Origin of the sequence: Nocardia sp. NPDC023852, assembly GCF_040639505.1 — a bacterium.
Classification (GTDB): Bacteria; Actinomycetota; Actinomycetes; order Mycobacteriales; family Mycobacteriaceae; genus Nocardia.
In genome coordinates, this window is sequence record NZ_JBFAAB010000009.1 from 38653 (window position 1) to 59103 (window position 20451).

Consider the following 20451-nt stretch of genomic DNA (forward strand, 5'->3'; position numbering starts at 1 on the left):
GGACCCCGGCAGGCGGCGACGCTGTCACCGGCCACCAGCGGCCGGGTATCACACTGCGCAACCAGCGCGGGGTGGACCTGGTCGATGATGTCGTGGCCGTCACCGGCCGCGATGGCTTCGGCTTGGACCCGGCCAACCCGGATGAGGGCACCCTGGCCAGTGCGATCGTGGATCATCTGGCCGTGCCGGGCGAGCTGCCGGTCGCGCCGCGATGGGTGGCCGGCATCGGCCGCGCCTACGACGCCCATGCCGACACCACGGCCTTGGTGGACCGGGTCGACGCCCTGGCGCACTACACCCGAGCCCAGGTGCGGCACGGTCTGGCGAACCAGGCGGAACTGGACCAGGTGCTCGCCGAGGTGGCGCGGCTGAACCGGATGGCCGCCGCGGTACTCGATGTCGAGCACGAGAGCGAACTGCCCGCACGAGTGCGCGGTATCAGTATCGAGAGCGTCATGAGTGCCTACGGTTGGCATCCCGACGATGAACTGCCCGAACCGGATATCGAAGCCCATATCCGAAAGGCTTTCGCCGACGCACACGAGAAACTCACCGAGGCGCTCGGCACCGATCCGGCGGATCTCGACCCGAGAGAACTGGCGCGGCGGACCGGGAACATCGAGGTACGGCCCGAACACGCGGGCGGGGTGGAGCTGACCCTGGCCACGCTGGGAGTGACGTTCGAGGAAACCCGCCAGCTCAAAGCCGCGATCGACCGTATCTACGCCCGCGAAACCACCCTCGCCGCGCGCCGGAAAGCATTCGCCGACGCGGTGCGGGCCACGACCGCGACATTGCCCGAGGATTTCCCGAGGGGTATCGATATTGTGTTGGGCGAGTGGCTGGTTCGGCTGCGCAATGACGCGCTGCGGCAGCGTGAAGCCCGGCGCGCGGTCATGGCGCGGATCGGCGTCGCCGCGGAGGCGGTGACCGCCGCCACCATCCAGGAACTGCCGGTCCGACGCGTCCGGCTGGCCACGGCCTTCTCCGACCTGCTGCACCGACAACGATCGGTCCCCAAGCCGCAGCGCCCGCTGACGCCGGACGAGGTGACGGTATGGGTCGAGCAGCTGGGTCGGGAACACGCACCGAACCAGGAGCTGCTGGCGACCGCGCTGCGCCTGCACGACCTCGATATCGCCAACGCCGAGCTGATCCCACTGATCCGCGCGAACGCACACATTATCGCCGTCGACATGCTGGAGAACGGTCTGCGCGAATCCTATTCGCAGTTCCGGATCTCGCCCGTCGACTCGGGCGAAGCGGGCCGCTGGGCCGCGCGGGTGAGTCTGCTGAATGACCAGCGCGACGAAATCGCGACCGTGGTCAAACAATTGCAGGCCACCGTGGCCGAACTCGACGGGACCTTGGCCGAGCTGGAGGAGCTCGCGGACGAGGCCGAGACGACCTTGGGCGGGCTGGGCGACGGCCAGGATCTGGTCGACGAACTAGAGCGGATGACCGCCCAGGAACTGTCGATGGATCGGGCGCTACGGCTCGGCGCCATGACCACGATGGCGAAGACCCTGGTCACGCTGCGCGCGAAGGTCGATCGGCTCACCGAGGCCCTGGACACGCGGCTGGCAGCACTGCCCGACCTGTTCGCCGGAACGGCCACCGAACCCGATGCCGACACCACCGAACAGGCAGCGGCGGACAACGGCGCCGTGATCGCGCCGGATACCTTTGTCGGAGTTGGTTTCTGCGCGGAGCCGGTGGCAGCGATGACCCGGCATCATGTCGGAGCGGACACCGGGTCGCTGCTGGCCGCGCTGCCGCAGCTGGTGTTGAAAGACTCCGCCGCCGCGGGCAATGTGACCGAGGACGTGTTCATCTCCGCGGCCATGGTGGGGGACTGGGCGCTGTGGTTCACGAAACCAGGCCCAGACCAAGCAGGCCGGCCACTTGCCGAGGCGGTCGAGGAGGTGGGGCGCAACGGCGGTGTGCGCGCACTGGTTGTCGGTTTCGGCGACAAGGGTGGGCACGTCATCGGACTGGAACGCGTGGTCCGCAACGGCAAAAACACGGTGGTCATGCGGCACGTCGACGAAGACGGCTGGTGGCGAGAGTTCGAGGGCGCGGACCTGACCAAGGAGCTCGCGCGCCTGGAACGGGATGTGACCGAGGTGATCGTCGCAGGCGTCGACGGCAACGGGAACAAGTTGGCGGAGTTCATCGAGGACGACCGGGCGCTGGCGATCCGCAACGCCAAGGCGCTGCAAGGCAAGCTCCGCGGCGTCCCGACCGATATCCCGCTCGCCGAGCGTCGAGCCGCCGAGAAGCCGGCAGTCTATGCCGAGCGGATGGTCGAGTTGTCGCGTGCGCAGCGGGCGGCGGAAGTCCAACGCGCCATGCTGCGGCCGGCCTATGACGCCGCCGTCGGCGAGCTGGGATCCGATTCGGAAACCTCGCCCCAAGAACTGCTGCTCGGCGACGAGACCACTGCCGACGGGCATCGGGCAGGATTGATCCGCGATGTCCGGCGGTATCACGATGCAGACCTGATGTGTCAGTGGCTGAGCTCCCTGGCACGCGAGCACACCGCCGCAGTGGTGGCGTACGAGTATTGGTCCGGTCAGCTCGAGCGTCACGCCGCGTCGATTGGCTTCGACCTGTCGGGTGGCGGGCCATTCACGGAACGGGCCACGGATTTCAGCCGGCGATCGACCGTCGATCGGGGAGAGGAGTATCTGGTTACGGTCGCCTCGAGATATGACCGCACGGCTGCGGTGCTTGGGCAGCTCGAGCGGGAAGTGGCCGCCACACTGGCGAACCCGGGTGTGCTGCCCGCGCATGTCGGGCCGGTGGGCAGGCCCGGCGAGACGGGGGACGCGCTATGGTCGGTCACTGATGACTGGCTGGGGCCGGTTACCTTCGACCTTCGCGGGCATCCGCTGCTGCACCTGACCGGAGCCGAGTTGCAGGCTCGGGCGGGGTACCGACTGTTCCGGTTCCGGGATCATGCCGAGCTGATCCGGCAACTGAGAATAGCGGGTCCGCAGTTCTCGATTCTGGTGGTGGACAGCACTGGCGGCAGCAGAACTCGCTACCTCTTGACCAACCTCGATGGCACGGCCATGATCATCGACCGGAGTGCCGGAGTGGTGCGGCAGTTTTCGCCGAGCGCTGACGCGGATCTGCTCGTTCACGGCGTCATCTTCGATCGAGAAGGAAATCCACTTCGCCCGACGCGTATCGACGAGTACGACCGGCGACCGACCAAACGGATCAGGTCGGATCCGCGTCTGGTGGATCGCCAGCGTTATAGATTTTTGCCGGAAGGCGACGATGCGATCAAGCATTGGATGGTGTCCGATCTTCGTATTTCATATGGAATAGCGGCCGACGATCTGCTGCACAAGAAAATTCCGGCCGCGACAGCCCGTGATATCCACCGCGCTACCGAGCATGTTTTCAATGTTTTTTCGGATGTCGAGCTGAACCAAATCACTACCCGGCGCAACTGGTTCTTCGAAGCTGGCCGGGTCGATGTCTCTGGACTCGTCGTCAATAGGCTCTATGCGAGACATCCCCACGTGTTTTGGTTGGTGCATCGGGTCGAGATGCTGTTGGGCGGGATGCGTCAGGGGACCGGCCGCCCGATGGTTGATCTGCTGCTCCACGAACTCGCTCATGTGCTCCAAGATGCTCGAGGACAGACGGGGGCCGATGAGACCGATCGATACCTGAGGGAAACTCATGAGGCGCTTCGGAAAGCGGGAATAGTCCGGGCCGGATATTCGCGATGGATTCGAAAACTATCTGGATACAGCCTTCGGAAATGGAATACCTTCGCGCCGCTGCTCGGTCCACTGCTCAAGCTATTTCCGCTTTCCAAAGTAGATCCGGTCGAAGCGCCGGCAGAAGCGCTCGTCGCCATGGCCGCGCACGGGCGGGATCTGCGGCGTCCGGAGGAAGCGCTCTATCGGCTGCTGACCGGTGAGGAGCCGGTGGACGCGTCGGAACTCCAGCGCGTTCGGCTGGCGCTGGACCTAGGTCTGGATGGGCCCAATGTGCTCGATAAGCATGGCTGGGACGCGGTCCTGCAGCGACTGCATGCTCAGCTGGCGACGGAACGCCAGGGGTTGATCGACAAGTTCACCGCCCTCGGCAGTGGTCAACGGGCGCGGACTGCCTTGTCGGACAAACTGTCCGAGCACATCGGTCGGGTCCAGCAGCTTTCCCAGCTATCGGTGCTGGTTTTCGATGAGAAATACAAAACGCGGACCACGTCCGTCCGGCATGCGGACGAGGCCGATGCCATCGTCTCGCTGATCGCGGTAGACGAGGAACTCGACCGAACTCCGGGTGCGCGGCAATGGGGTGGCAATATCGTCACCGTCCCAGCCGAGAACAAGCTGGTCGTCTTCGCGACCGAAGACCGGCATCAGCGGGCGCTGCTCGCACTGCTGCTTGACCACCCCGAATTCCGTGACGAGCTGTCCGAGAGCTATCACCTGCAGTTCGTGCGACTGGTCGTCGACGAAACCGGTCCCACGCCGCACCTGCGGCACGAAGACGCAGGCTTCTGGCAGGTGGGACCACCCGCGGACGGTGCACCGGTAGGTATGGAACTCGACCGTCCCGCAGGCATGCCCGCGCCAGGTTCGCCGATGGACGGCATGGGCAGTTATGTGCGGCCGGGCGCCTCGGTTGGGATCGGGTATTGCGCCCCGCCGGTGGCGGGCATGATGCGGGCCCATGTCGCTGAGGGCACCGGGCGGGTCTTGCCGAAAGAGCCTTTGCTGGAGGTGAATCGGCTCGCTGCGGCGCGAAATGTGGATGAGCTGACGCTTATCGAGGCCGCAGAGGTGGGAGATTGGGCGCTGTGGTTCGAATCGGTGGACGAGGCGGTCACGGACCTGGAGCAGCGCGGCGGGGCGCGGATGCTGTTGGTCGGTCGCGGCGAATCGGGTGGGCACGCGGTCGGATTGGAGTGCGTCCGGGGCAAGAACGGTGAATTCCGCCGCCATGCCGATAACCGGTTCGTTGTGGTGCTGCGGCATGTCGACGAGAAGGGGGTGTGGCGGGAGTTCCAGGGTGCGGAACTGGCCGCGGAGGTGGTGCGGCTGGATGCCGCTGCGGTGGAGGTGATCGCCGCAGGCCTCGATGCTCAGGGGCGGCCGTTGCGGGAGTTCGTCGAAGACCGCGCGGAGGCGCTCGCTGGTATCCGGGACGCCGAGGGCCGTCCGCGGACGGTCGGTGCAGTCCTGGACGGTGCGATCCTCGGTATGCCACGGCACGATGGGTCGCCGCGCGGAGGGCATCTGCGGGCGGTACCGGATCCGGTGCCGGCAAGCGCTTCCGGCGAGCCGGTTTTGGGACCCAACCTGGCTCGTCTGCGTGACCTCATGACGCGGCAGCTTGATGCCACCCGGACGCGGATCGGGATGCGCCGTGTGTTCGAACCGGATGGGCTGGCGCGAGTGCGGGCCTTGCGTGACCGGCTCGAGGAGCGGGCCAGGTATGAGCGCTTGCTCTCGCCGGAAGGGGTGGCCTCTGAGGCAATCGAGCATGCGCTGGCCGTCCAGGACCAGGTGCTGGCCGATGCAGTCATCTATTTCCGAAAAGAATTGCAGCTCAACGGAATCCAGGTTCTGGTGGAAGAGTACCGCAATGCCGGTGCGAAGCGGGAGCAGGCCGAGCAGCGCTACCGCGAACAGCATGCGGCGCATGTGGCGCAGTTCCTGGAGGACGCCGAGCGGTTGGGCGCCGACCCCGGAGCACTGACCGAGGTACGCGCGTTGCGGGAGCAGGCATACCGCCCCGGTACGGCGGAACAGTCGACGCGCTACCGTGGCCTGGACGATCTGGTCGCGCTCGCTCAGGACTTCCGGCGGGCCGATGACACCGTCCGGCGGCTGGACGATCTGGTGACCCGGCTCAAGGCCCGGGCAGCCGACGACATCGAGACCGTGCAGCAGATCGCGGACCTGCAGGCACAGCTGGCGGAAATGGCTGGGCAGTGCCGGGTGGACTTGGCGACATTGGGCCCGCCACAGCGGTGGTGGCAGAAACTGGGTGAAGAATTCGCCCGCCGCTCGATCGCAACCGTTGTGCAGCGAGCGCTGTTCGACGACATGGTCATCGACGCTCATAAGCTCAATCAAGCTCTGAAAAAGGCGGAGCAGGCGGACCGTTTCTGGGACGCGGTGGCCGGTATCGAGGTCTTCCACCGAATCCAGGACCTCGAGCTGAACCTTGCCCGGATGGCCGGCCAGTGTCGAGTGCCTTTGGAGGTATTGACACTGGGCCACCAGGTGCCGTACACGCTGCGCGAGATCTGGTTCGAGCGACGGCGGCAGTTCGCCGCGGACGACGAGCAGCAGCAGCTTGCCGACATGATCACGGTCGCCGAGGAGTTCGTCGAACTGCAGAAGCAGGCCGAAAGAATCGATCAGCGTTGGGATCGGATTGCCGATGAGGTGGCGCCGGTGGGCGACACCCTGCCGTTCCCACCCGCGCCCGGGGCGAAGGAACGGGCGGCGGCGATCTGGGCGCGGCGGCACGAGTTCGGCAGCACTGCGGAGTTTTTCGCGTCCCTGGTCTCCGATGACCGGTGGACGCTTGCCGAGGGTGGTCACCCAGAGCAGCCGATCGACCTTGCCGGTGTCCCGGCGCGGTGGCTCAACCGGATCCACCGGTACGAAATCGTGCATCGCATCACCGCTTTGACCGAGGTGCCGGAGAACCAGCGCACGGCCGAGCAGCAGCGGCAGTTCGACGAGCTGGGTCAGCTGGTGGAGCTGTTGGCGCAGGCCCAGCGCCAGGCGGCGCGGATTCCCGGTGCCGAGCCGACACCGGTGCATCTGCTGTCGCTGGACGAGCCTGCGTTCGCCTACAACGATCTCGACACCACCCGCCGATGGGAGGTGCACACCGGCCTGGCGGCGGCGGAAGGACTGGCGCGGGCCGCGTACCACCAGACCGTGGGCGTCCTCGGCCGCCCGGACGGCACCGGTCGGCGCATCGAGGCCACCGCCCAGATCGTGGTGCCGAAGCGCGTGGGGTACGCGGAGTGGGCCGCGACCCGGGTGATCGAGCGGATCAACGGCTGGTTGCCGCCACGCGCCCATTTGCCGCACGCCGGGTGTAGGCCCGAGGTCGCCTTCGTCGAGCACACGGAGGGCGCGGCCATTGTGGCGGCGGTGATGGACGACCTCGATCACGACTTCGGGCCGACCGGTGTCGGACACCACCTGCATTCGGTCTATGCGGCGGTGGGGACGGAATCCCTTGCACCATGGCGCTCGCCGGACGTCTCCCGGCTCTCCTCGCCATGGCATCGGGAGGATCTGGAAGGGATCGAACCGAAGGACTGCACCGGCTACATCATCGCCGACTGGACCGGCGCGGACCCGCGCGCACTGGCGGGCGTCACCCGGAATGCCGATGAACTCAGCGCCGGGCTGCGCGGTACCTGGCAGCCGACAGATTTCGGGCTCGCCAGGCCCGTCCTGGAAGACGAGCCGGTGCAGCCGCGGACGGACACCGACCGCATCGCCCTGGACGTGATGAAGGTGGGCCGCGGCGCGCGGGCGGCGCTGGTCCGGGTCTACGACGACCGGACCGCGCATGTCAGCGAGCTGGTGTACGAGGGCGGCGTGAATGCGCTTGGTCTGCCGTTGCTCACCATGCGCAACTGGGAGCCGGATGCGGCGCGCGTCGGTGACCTGGAACGCCCCCGGGTACGCGAGATCAAGCGCGAATACATTTGGGGACAACAGCAACCCGGTGTCGTCGCCGAGCACGCGATCTTCGCCGACCGGCGGCGCGTGCCGGTGGGCGAGTATGTGCCCGGCAACGGCGAGCCCGGTGTCACCAAGCCGCACGACGATGTGCCGATCGGTCACGAGCCGCCGCCGTCCGGTGTGCCGTCGTCGAATCGACGGACGGTGTCGTGGACGATCGATCGGTCGTGGTTCGTCGAGCGGCTGCCACTCATGCGCGGTCGGGGTGAGGTCGACCGAGTGAGCGCCTTGGTGACCCTGATGTTGCGCGCCGATGGTTGGGCGGAGAGCCGGATCGAGGATGCGGTACTGACCTGTGTTCCGTTCGTGGCCAAGGCATTCCGGCGGACCGGCGGTCCGCTGGAATTGTGGGCGACAACCGATGGGCCGCCGGACGATCCGACGTTCGTGTTGGAAGCCCGGGTCAGTGAGCTGCCTGCCAAGGGCCGGCCGTTGGTGCAGGGCACACCGGAGCAGACCAGTGCCTGGGAAGGCTGGTACCCGCGCGGTAGCGGCTACGTGGTGTGGGTCCGGGTCGGTACGGAACGTGACGAGAACTCCGAACTGGTACGTGAGACCGTCGCGGTGCGCGAGGTACTGGCGCTGTTCGCGCGTATCGACGAAGCCACTGTGGAGTTGGTCGCCGCGACGGTCGGGATCGTGCTGGATGGTGACCATGCTGCCTCGCTGGAGACGGAATTCATCGATGACCAGGATCTCCCGATTCAGCGGCTGCGGGTGGCGCACGCTTCGGGCACCGATCTGTTGTCGGTGAGCATCGATGGTGAGTTCAGTCCCCGGGTGACTATGGAAGCGCCGCTGCGGCAGAAGGAGCCGTGGCGGGTGGCCTTGGCTGTGCGGGCGCTGTCGGAGCTGATGGGTCGTTGGCCTGCGGAACAGCAGGACCGGGTGCTCGGCGAGTTGTTCCAAAAGATTTCCGATCTGCTGCCCAACGGCAATGGCGCGCTGCGTGCGCAGGCCAGTGGGATCGCCGGGGCCCGGCGACTGATCGTCGCGCTGGAGACCGACGGCGGTGCGGCCGCTACCCGCGCACTGCACCGGACCGTCGTCCAGAAGATGGAGTTCACCGAGAAGCCGGTCGGCCGCGGCGGCATCGAACCGGCGGGCGAGGAACCCCGCAATGAAGTCGCCGTGCCGACCAGGCGCACGGTGTCGTGGACCGTCGAGCGGCAGCCTTTCCTGGAGCGGCTGTCCTCCTTCCTCCGCCGGCGGGACCAGGACCGGGTGAGCATGCTGGTGGCCGCGATGCTGCGCACCGATGGTTGGGAGGAGAGCTGGATCGAAGACGCGGTGATCGTCTGTTCCGCGTTCGCGACCAAGGCATTCCGGTGGACCAGCGGCGCGCTGGAAATGCGGGCGACAGCCGATGCGCTGGACAATCCGACGTTCGTATTGGAAGCCTGGGTCGGCGACCTTCCTGCCAAGGACCGGCCGTCGGTGCAGGGCACACCGGAGCAGACCAGTGCCTGGGAAGGCTGGTATCCGCGCGGCCGCGGTTACGTGGTGTGGGTCCGGGTCGGTCCGGCACATGACGAGGTCACTGTCGCGGTGCGCGAGGTCCTGGCGCTGTTCCCGCGTATCGACGAAGCCACCGCGGAGTTGGTCGCCGCGACGGTCGGGATCGTGCTGGATGGTGACCGTGCTGCCTCGCTGGAGCCGGAATTCATCGATGACCAGGATTTCCCGATTCAGCGGCTGCGGGTGGCGCACGCTTCGGGCACCGATCTGTTGTCGGTGACCATCGATGATGAACTCATTCCCCGGGTGGCTATGGAAGCGCCGCTGCGGCAGAAGGAGCCGTGGCGGGTGGCCTTGGCTGTGCGGGCGCTGTCGGAGCTGATGGGTGATTGGCCCGAGGACGAGCAGAACCGGGTGCTCGGCGAGTTGTTCCAGAAGATTTCCGATCTGCTGCCCAACGGCAATGGCACACTCCGTGCGCAGGCCAGCGGAATCGCCGGGACCCGGCGACTGATCGTCGAGCTGGAGACGATCACCGAGCTGGAGACCGACGGTGGTGCGACCGATGCCCACGGTCTACTGCGCCGGACCGTTCACGAAACGATGGTGTTTACCGAGAAGCCGGTCGGTCGCGGCGGCATCGAACCGGCGGGCGAAGAACTCCGCGATGAAGTCGCCGCGCTGCTCGGCCCCACCGCGCTGGAAACCATCCTCCTGATGGATATCGACCGGGTCGCCGCCGAAGGGTATGCCGGGTACCGCGAGCTGTACCGCAGGCCCGACGGAACCTATACGCCGCGGGAAAAGCACATCGACGGTCTACCGGTGACCGACGAGACGCCCGCGCGAGAGCGGTTCGATGTCAACAGCCGCAGGACCCTCTGGGACCTGCCGCCGCACTGGCAGGAGCAGTGCCGCGCCAGCGCCAGAACCGCGTTGCAGGCCGCGGCGGACGCCCACGACCACGGGGTCGACCTGGGCAGCTTCCTGGCGGTCGAGTACGTCGCCGGCGTGGTGCACGAGGGCTGGCTGCCCGACCAGGGTGGCCAGGCGCTGCCGGAACAGCGTGGCAGCTACGACGATCCGCTTGGCGACGGCCTGGACAAGCTCAATCAGGAAAAGAACAAGATCTGGGCTCGTCCCGCCATCGCGGCCGTGTACTCGCATATCCGCACCCAGGAACGCGAGCAAGCCGATACCGCTGCGGCAGTCGCGGATCGTGGCGAAATCGACCCGACCGCGATGACCCGCAAGGACTGGGAGCGACGCAAGGGTGTGCTGCGCCGGGAGATCGGCGATCTGATGCGCTGGCACGGCTGGCGTGATCCGCGTCAGCAGCGGTATGCGGAGCGACTGATCAAAGCCTTGGTCAATAAGGCGTTCCGGCACGGCGATGTGCAGGTGTGGTTGACCGCCCGGGTGGACGGCGACATCGGCGCGCAGCGACTGCATGTCGAAGTAGTCGCCACCAGCCCGGATCCTGTTGTGACCTATGAGCTGGATCGCAACCTCGACAAGGGTGTCCCGCAGCTGGATGCGCTGACCGGCAACTGGGGCGTCGAACCCTTGAACGATGGCAAGAAGGTGTGGCTGGAGTTCTTCCAGCGTGGTGGCGTTCGGCGGCCGGAGCTGACCCTCGGCCTGATCGAGACCGACGATCCCGACGTGCGTAGGGCCGATAACCAGGTCGGACGCAGCTGGCTGAACGCGCGCCTGGCCGCGATGGGGTTGCCTGCCCAAATGATCCAGCTGACGCTCGTGGTGGGCTCCGAGATCATCGGGAACTCGCTCAAATACGCCGAGGGCCCGGTGACCATCACACTGGACCTGCACGACAGCGCCCACGGATCGCGCTGGATTGTGGTCAAGGTCAAAGACACCAGCAGCACAGCTCCGCTGCAGCCGCGGCCACCATGCCCGCCCGATGTCGATCCGGTTGACTGGGAGCTGCAATGGGCTACCGGCAGGCGCGGCAGGCGAGTCACCGACGGATACACCGACGGGCGCTGGGGTTGGTACCGCGTGACCGACGGCAAAGTGGTCTGGTTCGTCATGGGCGAAACCGCCGAGGCGGGCCCCGAGATGGAAGCGGTTCCGGACGGCACCAGCGGTGAACGACGACCGCCATGGCTGACCGCGGGCGCACGCGCCCAGCCGCCCGCCGCTGCCGCAGGCGGTGGCAATGGTGGCGGCGGATCGGAGCCGCCGGATTCGACCCAGGAGCAAGCGGAGCTGGCGCAGCTGCGCGCCGAGATCGCGGCATTGCTGGAGCAGCGGTTCGGTCTGTTCGACGAGGCTGTTGCTTTGCTGCGTGGCGAGGGCGCCGTCATCGACGACCCGGATGAGGTACCACCGACCGCGCTGCGCACGATGGCCGAAGAGCTATCCGACGAGACGGTGCGCAATGACATCCTCGACCGGCTCGACCGGCACGACGAGATGCTGGCCCGCGAAGTCGTATTGCGGGAACTGACTGCGCGAACACCGGATCAGGCCGGAGCAGGCGCGAATACACCCGCGCCATCGGCCGAGCCAGCGGCGACCGGTGAGATCGTGGAGCACGGCGAACATGCCAATAGAGCTGTCACCACCATCGCCGTCGGCGACACCCGGTTCTTCACCGACGCGATCGAGATTTCCCCGGTGGACGGCGACAGTACCTACCGCCGGCCCCTCGATGAGGCTGCGGTGCTCGCGGAAGTGGGGGACCCCCAGAATCAGTGCTGGGCGTTGGCTATGGGCATGCTCGGTTTCCCGGTGCGTAACAGCGGTCTCGGCGGTACCCCGGTATGGCAGGCTGTGCAGGAGGAGGGGTGGATCGCGCAGGAGTTCGCGGTTGATCCGGAGCACTCGCACCAGCATGTCGAAGCGGCTTTCCTGGCCTGGGTGGAAGGCTTGGATCCTGCCGAGCGCAATGGTGCGGCGCTGCTGGTCATCGACGGCCTGCGCCAGGCCCGGGACGGGATCAACGGTCACGTCCGGCTGTGGAAGTTCATCTGCGACGACCGGGGCCGCAACGGCGCGATCCTGGAACAGGACTTGGGCAACGGCCGCGTCGGCGCGCCGACGGAGCTCGAAGCGCAGGATCTGCGGGGTATCTGGACCGTCGCCTTTACCGCCGGGCAGGATGGTGGTCGCGTCAACGACGCGACCACCGTCCTGCCCGGCGGTGAAATCGCGGAGATACCTGCGGATGTGATCGCTGGGGCCACTCCGGTGGTGCGCCCGCAGGCCCCGTTCGGCCGCTCTCCACGCGAGCCGAAATTGCCGTTGGACAGGACCTTCGAGCGAAATCCGGAGACCGACCGGCAGCTGGCATCAGCTGTTGCAGAGCCAGTGGCCTCGACGGTGTACGCCGACGAGACGGTCGACGAAGCGATGTCGGACTGGTCAGCGGATCAGCGTGCTGCGGCGCGTGAGATCACCGCGTTGCTGGCCCGCTTCGTGCACGGCGAGATGGTTGGTGATCCAGCTGGAGCGATCCGTGCCATGCCACTGCCGACCGGGGGCATCCGGATCGAGCTGTGTGGTCATGCGAACGACGTGGCAGCCGTTGAATTCCGGGTGCCGGACGGCGCTGATCCCGATGGTGCCGATCTCGATGTGGCTGTGGTGCTGTCCGCGACGGGCGCGATGCCGGAGTTCCGGCCTGCGGTGCTGCGGGCGTTGGTGCAGGACTTGACGGGTCATCAGCGCGGTGGCGAGGCGGTCGCGTACGTGTTGGCGACGGCTTTCGAGACGGCGTCGACGGTCGGTGTGCGCGACGAATTGCCCACGTCGCCGCTGCGGTTGGTGATGGAGTCGCATCGGCGGGGCCCAGGAGTGACCGGATTCCGTGCTGTGGTGGCAGGCCCTCGCCCGGGAACGGCGGTCACGGTCGAGGCGTCGGCGCAACTGCCGGACGGTTCTGCTGTGGCGGGAACGTCGGTGTGGCAGGTGGCGGTGCCGGTCGAGCAGGGTGCGGATCTGACTCTGGTTCAGACGGCGGTGGAGGCCGGATGGCGGGCTCGTGTGGGATTGGAGCAAGGATTCGGGCAGGATGACCCGGACTTCAACGCAGGCGACCTCACGGTCGAGGCTCGCGACTTCCTGGATGACGCATTCGCCGCCGATGGTGGTCCACGTGCGATCCGAACCGGCACGGTGCTGTTCGTATACGACAGTGCGCAGGCCACATTCCGGGCGACTGCGGTCGACGACAGCGGTGCACCGATCAATGAGCGCACGTTCGCCGCCACGGAGCAGCCACCGATCGAGGACGGTTCTCCTGCGAGGTCTGTAGATGGCGGGTCACCGGCAGTGGTGGAACGTTTCGATGCGGGCGAAAACTCCCGGGGGATCAAAGATCGCCTCTCGGAGGCGTTCAAATCCGTAGCCGCGGTCTGGGCGGAGGAAAACTGGAGGAAATCGGCTGGCAACTGGATGGGTCGGCTGACGGGCAACATGGTCGGGTTCCTGGGCACGGGCCGACCGGTGGAAATGACGATGCGGCCCGGCGCCGGGAACTGCCGAGGCCAGGTGTCGGGCGGTCCCCGTGGCTCGGGGTTCTTCGTATTCCGCCCCGGTACCAGCACGGTAGTGGTGCCTGTCGACCGAAGGAATATCGGGACGCCGGTCAACGATTTCACTATCGGCCTCGAGCCATCCGATGATTCGCCGCCAGCGATAGCAGACGGCGTGCTGGCCGCGTACCTGCGTCATGCGCAGTCCACAGCACCGGCGCGGTTGACGGTGTCCACCAGCGACAAATCTTATGACGATTTCCGGGTGGTGCTGAGCGATGGCGAGAATCCGGAGCTTGTCGTGGACGCGCACTCCTTCAAGAGGCCGCACTCAGGGGTGCTGCGGGTGGAATTCCCCGTTCGCACGGACGCTCAGCGAGGGGCAGTCCAGCCAATTGCACGAGCAGTGATCGAGGGAGTTACGCGCTACGTCGCGCGCTACAGCAACGACGGGTCCCGTGTCATGTCGGTGGCTCCGGGGTGGGAACCAGCGCTGTCCATGGTGCTCGCGGAGGCGTTCGACGGCACGCCATCCGGGCGGGTGGTGTTGACCGCTTCCTGGTCGCCGAGGACAGGGCGAATGCCGACGCTGCGGATGGAGGTGCTCGAACCCGACACCGGGACGTCGATCGCTGTGCGAACGATCGTCCCGGAGTCGGCGTCGGACGATGCGGATGCTGACGCCGCCGGGCAAGCCCTGGACGCCACGGCGGGCCGAACCGCCGCGATGCTGCGGGCCGAGCAAGCTGTGGCGGCGCAAGAGCAAGCGGCGAAGGCTGCGTACCTCACGGATTTCACCGCGCGGACCGGTATCGATGTCGATGGGTGCGATGACGAGTCGATCTCGTTCAGGGCAGTACGGCGTTTTATCGGGAAGATCGACGAGGAGCTCTCCATCGTCAGGAGATTCCGGCCGTCACTCGACGTCATGTTGCGGCATATCCGTGTCGGTTATCTGGGTCCGGAGGGGACGATTGCCGAAGCTACGGGCCCGGCGGTCATTGTCAATAGCTGGTACTTCACCCGTCGAGGGCTGGAGCGGTTCTATCGGATGGAAGCGCGTCCGATAGAAGCGCAGGGCAGAGCATTCCGTGCGGGTGACCTCGACAACCTGCTCGAGGCCCTGGCCAAACATGAGGTCACTCACGCCTTCACCTACTCCACCGATTCCGAAAGCACCTATATCAACGTCAACCTGTGGTTGAAGGAGGCATACGAGCATTTTGTCGACCGGGGTTTGGTGACCCTCTCCGAAGAGGATTGGGCGGATCTGCTCAGCCCCTATAGCCGAGCCAAGGGGGCTGAAAATACGCACCTTCTGGTGAACGAGGACGAAGCCAGGTCGGAGGCCTCGGTCCAGATCGAGTACGAGCACTTGGACGATCCGACTCATCCAGCGTTCGTGGTGGACGCGGTGCGGTGGGGGATCTCCTACCAGGAGCTGGCGGACTGGGCGATCGGGATCCGCAACGGCACCGGGCCGGTCCCCGCGCCGGGGCCGCATCGGGCGCCATGGCAGTCACGGTTCTTCCCGTCGACGGCCGATAAGCCTACGGACGGTGACAGACCCTCGCCCGCTGGAACGAGCGTCCCGCGGAAGCTGCCCACGACCGTCGAGGAGTTGCACAGCCCCACTGGCGATCTGAAGGGTGTCGGCCGAAAGTTACTGCGCCGACTACGGAATCTGACGACAGGTTGGTTCACGGGCGACGCCACGACGCCATACGACCAGGGCACACCGCCGCAGGAACCACAGCCCTCCGCCGTCGACCGCCGGCCCACCGAGTCGTCTGTCGGTGACAGCACTACGCCGTGGCTCGCCGACCAGCGGACGGCGTCGCGCGCCGAGGACATATCGGCTGTGTTGGCGCAGCTGCAGCAGGGTCCGTTCGGCTGTGCCCTGTGGGTCGAGCAGAACGTCATGGAGGTATTCGGCCGTCCCCGGCAGGAAGCCTGGCAGTCGGACCGCGATAACGCCGAGTTCGGGCTGGGTGGCCTGGTGCTGGCCGAGGATCTGGTGGCAGGTTGGGCGGACGGGCCGATCGGCGCTGGCGCGCAGGGCATGGCCGATGCGGCTGCGTTGATGACCGGCACAGCCCGGGTGGTCGTGGTCGGGTTGGAAGTCGAGCCGCTGATGCGGGACCCCAGCGCGGTGGTTGGTGCGCATGCCGCGGCCTTTGTCCGGGTCAGCAAGGAATTCGCTGAGCTGCACCCGGAATGGAAGTTGAAGGAGAACGAGGTCGTTCTCTTCGACAAGGTCGCGAACCCGAATCGCCCGCTGCGCGGCGGGGAGATCACCGCCTGGTTGGCCGATGCCAGGGACATCGGCGACGTGCATGTCATGGTCATCCACGACGGCGGCCGCGCCGACGTCCGGTTCGTGCCATGGGAACAGGCAGGCCGCGGCCCCAAGAAGAACATGGGTGCCCGACCTGAGCAGCCTGAGTCGGCAACCGATGTTCGCGGACAGCTTCAGGCGCTGGAACGGCGGCGTGACGAGTTGGCGGCTGCGCTCGGGATACGGGATCCGGGCAGGTTGGCCGTCGATCAGCCCGGATGGCTGGTCGACGCCGAGATCGCCACTGCTCGTATCCAGGTTGCCGATGATCGACGGAGGTTGATTTTCGACCTCGCCGCCGAAACCGGTGTCGCGCAGGAAGAGGTGGACCTGGAGCGGATCGGGCTGCCGCGTGAGCTCGCCGCGTACTGGGCGCTGGACGACCGCAGAACCGACATCCTGAACCGGGAACAACACCTGCCGGAGTTGGTGGAGCTGCTGCAGCGCTATCGGGTGCTGACCGCCGAACTGCACTACGACCAGACCGTGGCGGCGGTGCGGGCCGACGACGAGATACAGGCCCAGGTGTGTGGCCCGATTGTCGAGCGGATCATCGCCGATGAGGCGTTGACCGGCAGCCCCGGCGGGGAGAACCGGGACAACCAGGTCGCCTGGTTCCCGGCCGAACGACGGTTGATCGTCGTCGCTTTCGACGGCGGGCACGACCGGGCGCTGACCAGGTTGGCTGTGCAGCACCGGGACGAATTCGACAGGGTGCTCGGTTCCGCGCCGGGGCGCAACGGCCAGGACTATTCGATCGAATACCGCACCGTGCCGCGCCCCGAGCCGCAGCCCGCTATCGCACCGCCGACGGTGGTGCCCGCGGCTCGACTGATCGACCCGGCGGAAGTCGTCGCCGCCGTTGCCCGGGTCCGCGAGCTGGAACAGCAGCGCGATGAACTGGCCGAGCGGCTGGAGATCACCGACCCGACTACGCTGGCGCCGGCGGACCCGCAGTTCGAGGAGCTGTTCGCCGAGGTGCGGCGCGACTGGCGAGAGCTCGCCGACGAACTGCGAACAGACCCGGCGCAGCTCTGGACGGCCAGATTGGACGCGTTCGGGGATCCGGCCGCGCTGGCGCAGGACGATCCGTTGCGGCCACATGCCGAGCGCTTCGCCGCCGCACGGGTCCGGCGCGCGGAGCTGGTCCGCCGCGACCGCGATATCGACCAGCTCGCCACTGTGGTCGGCGAACGCGACAATGCCATGCGGGAGCTCGATGCCCGGGTGGCTGAGCGCTTCATCGCCGAACGGCTCGCCCACGGCAGGCAGGTCGGCAGCCCGCACGCTGTCGTTATCGACACGCCGGGCCCGGACCTCCCGGTGCTGTGTGTCGTGGCGCTCGAGGGCAGGCACCGACGTGCCCTGACGGATTTGGCGTTCAGCGACCCGGCGGAATTCACGGATGTATATCTGCCGCCGACCCCGTTGCGGCCGCAGAAGTACACAATCCTTCAGATCGAGCTGGCACTCGGCGCCGACGGCACGGTCGCCGAGGCCACCCACGCCGTGGTCGAGCCGGTGGGCGGATACCACCATGCACTGTCCTCGGTCGAGGTCAAGGCGCTGCTGTTGGAGCTGTATCTGCGCCACCGGCGCGGTAAGCGGATGCTGGAACCGGAAGGCTTCCCGAACTGGTTGGCGCGGGGCGAGATCGGCCCCAACCCCACGCTGGAGGACCTGGTCCGGGTGGTCAGGGCCGTCCATCCCGACGAGGTGCTGGACATCTTCGGTGCGAAGGAGGCCGCGCGGCAGATAGTCGAGCGGGAATTCACCCTCCAGGACCTGCGCTACGACGCGGATCCCGAGGGCGACGAGGGCCACCTGGTCCTTCCCCGGCTGATCGACATCGACGGTTTCATGATCCGGCTCCAGATCGTGGCTGTGGGCACGGTGCGAAGCGGCCAAGGGCACTACGCGATCGCGAAAACGAAGCGCGCCGCGCACAGTTCGGGTGAGGTGGTGTCGGCGTGGTTCGGAGGTCTGGCGGCCGACAGCCCGCAGACACTCGCTGATGAGGTCATCGCGTTGCTGCGCGACGGTGCCCGAGACCTGCCTTTCGGTGAGGAAACCGACACGCCCCCAGCAGAGCTGGATCTGGTAGAAGACGAAGCGGACCGGCAGCTGCAGCGGGAGCTGGGGCGGGCCGCCGCGCAACTGCCTTCCTGGCAGACCTGGCGCGCGGATCCGGCGACACCGCCGGGTGAACTGCGGGCGAGTGTGCGCCGCCAGGTTCAGGTAGCCGACCGCCAGGTGCGCGAGTTCCACGCCGACATCGCCCGCTGGTGCGGCCAACTCGGCCTGGACGTGACCGGGATGGACCCGGACGAGATCCGGCAGGCAGTGCGGGTAACGGCAGCCGAGCGGCAGCAGACGACTGAGCCCGAGGCAGCGGAGTCCAGGACAACCGAGTCCGAGGCGACGGGTGCCGCGCGCGAGACCCTGATCGCGCGGCTGCTGTGCGACGAACTGTGGCAGGTCGGGGCGGCGCTCGAGGCGGAACTCGCTGCGATCCTCGAGGTCGCGGGCATAGTGGCCGCCCGCGACGAAATCGCGGCCGAGCAGGCGGTACCGCTCTGTGAGGCAATCGGTTTCAACGCAGTGCGCAACGAGATCATCGTCATCTCACCTGTGGACGACCTGCCCGCGGTGTTGCGGCTGCTGAAGGTGACGCAGGAGGCGCTGCTCGACCGCGGTATCACCATCCGCTACAAGCGGACTCAGGTCACCCGCGACGGTGTCCTCGACGTCACCGAGCCGACCTTCGGACCCGAACAGCACGCGGGCCAGGAGGACACGATGATCGAGTTCTACCGTGATCCGGTGCGGGACCGTCGGTTGCGTCGGATGGTCGACGAACGGACGCTGGCCCAGCGGATCACCGACACCCGGTTCCTGGGAGGAGTCGACGGCAAGGTATCGGAGTCGTACCGCAGCACCCATGTCACCTGCGACGACGGCACCCGAGCGATCCGGCACTGGTTCGCCGACGCCCGCCGAGTCGACGCAGCACAGAAGGCAGCGTTGATCGCCGAGGCTATGCTGCCCGAATCGACGGGTGTCGGACCGAAGGCGTTCTACCGCGACTCACCCAACAGCTACTACGAAGTGGTGCCGGACGGGATCAAGCCGGAAACCACGCTCCGCGATAGCCCGCTGTGGGGGGCACTGCTGGATTCCGCAGGTGGCAGGCGCTACGGCCTGTTCGAGGCGGCGGTCGGGATGCCATGGCGTTGGCCTGCCTGGTGGTGGGTGCCCACCAGTTGGGAACTGCACACCGGCAGGCTGCATGAGGCATTCCCGGAGAGCCCACCGCAGGCGACGGCAAGCGATCCGGAGCATCCGCTGCCCGCCGACCATTTCGTGCTCCACGACAAGGACGGCCGGAAACGCTGGCAGCCGCACGATGTTCCGAGCGCGGAGATCCAGGAGATGCGGGAGCGGCTGTGGGCATTGGCGCCGACACTCGAGGCGATAGGCCACGACCCTCAGCGGGCCACGTCCATGTTCCGCTTGTGGGAGATCGCGGAGCACGCCCCTGATTTCGTCCGCGAGCGGGTACTCTCGCCTGCCTCGAAGGCGATCATGGCCGCCGTGGTGCCGCTCCAGCAGGATGTCCTCGAACAGCAGGAAGTTCTGGTCGTCGTTGCCCGGATCAAGGAACTGGCAGTTCAGCGCGATGAACTTGCCAACAGGCTCGGCATCGCGGACCCGACCGCGCTGACCTTCGCGGACGCCCGGCGCGACACCGATATCGCCTGGCTGCTCAACCTGGTCGCGCTACACGATCGGGCGGTCGCCGAACTCGACGATGGCGTGTCGAATCGGGCCACTCTGCGTGTGATAGCGAACAATCCGTCCCACCCGTATGTGCAAGTGAACGCGCATGTCGCCTACTGTCCAGCAGCGAGGGGGCCCGGACGGTTGGTTATCTCGGCGATGCCGGGCCGCCACGAAGCTGTCCTGGCCGACTTTGTCCGCAACCACCCACAGTTCGCGGATCTGCGGAAACCGACGGTGCACAAGGAAGATCGCTACGACGTCGACTTCTACGAGGTGACTCTCGACCCGGACGGCACAATGCGGGGAGATTATCTCCGTTATAACCGGGCGCATGCGCTCTACCACGGATTCCGGGACGCGACCGCGCACGAGATCTACGCTGTGCTCACCGATCGGTATCTCACCTATCGCAGCGGAAAACACCTGTACCGGGATCCCGAGCGGAAGTCGAAGGGTGCCATCGACTTCCGTACCTGGTTGGACCAGTTCGCGGTTGTCCAGGATTTCCATCTCGAGCAGGACCTGCTGAGATCTCCCGGCTCGCACCTCAGATACGCCCTCCAGAGGGCTGAAGGGTTTGTCCAGCGGGGAGAGGAAACCGAGCCGTTCGGTTCCGCCG

1 protein-coding gene (only partly in view) is annotated in these 20451 nt (G+C 66.8%); it reads left to right on the top strand.

The whole window is internal to an alpha/beta fold hydrolase gene (locus AB0H00_RS15450) on the top strand: the coding sequence, 129225 nt in all, runs 38608 nt past the left edge and 70166 nt past the right edge, and what appears here is coding positions 38609-59059 — codons 12870 (partial) to 19687 (partial); the first complete codon in view begins at position 3. The start codon and the stop codon both lie outside this window.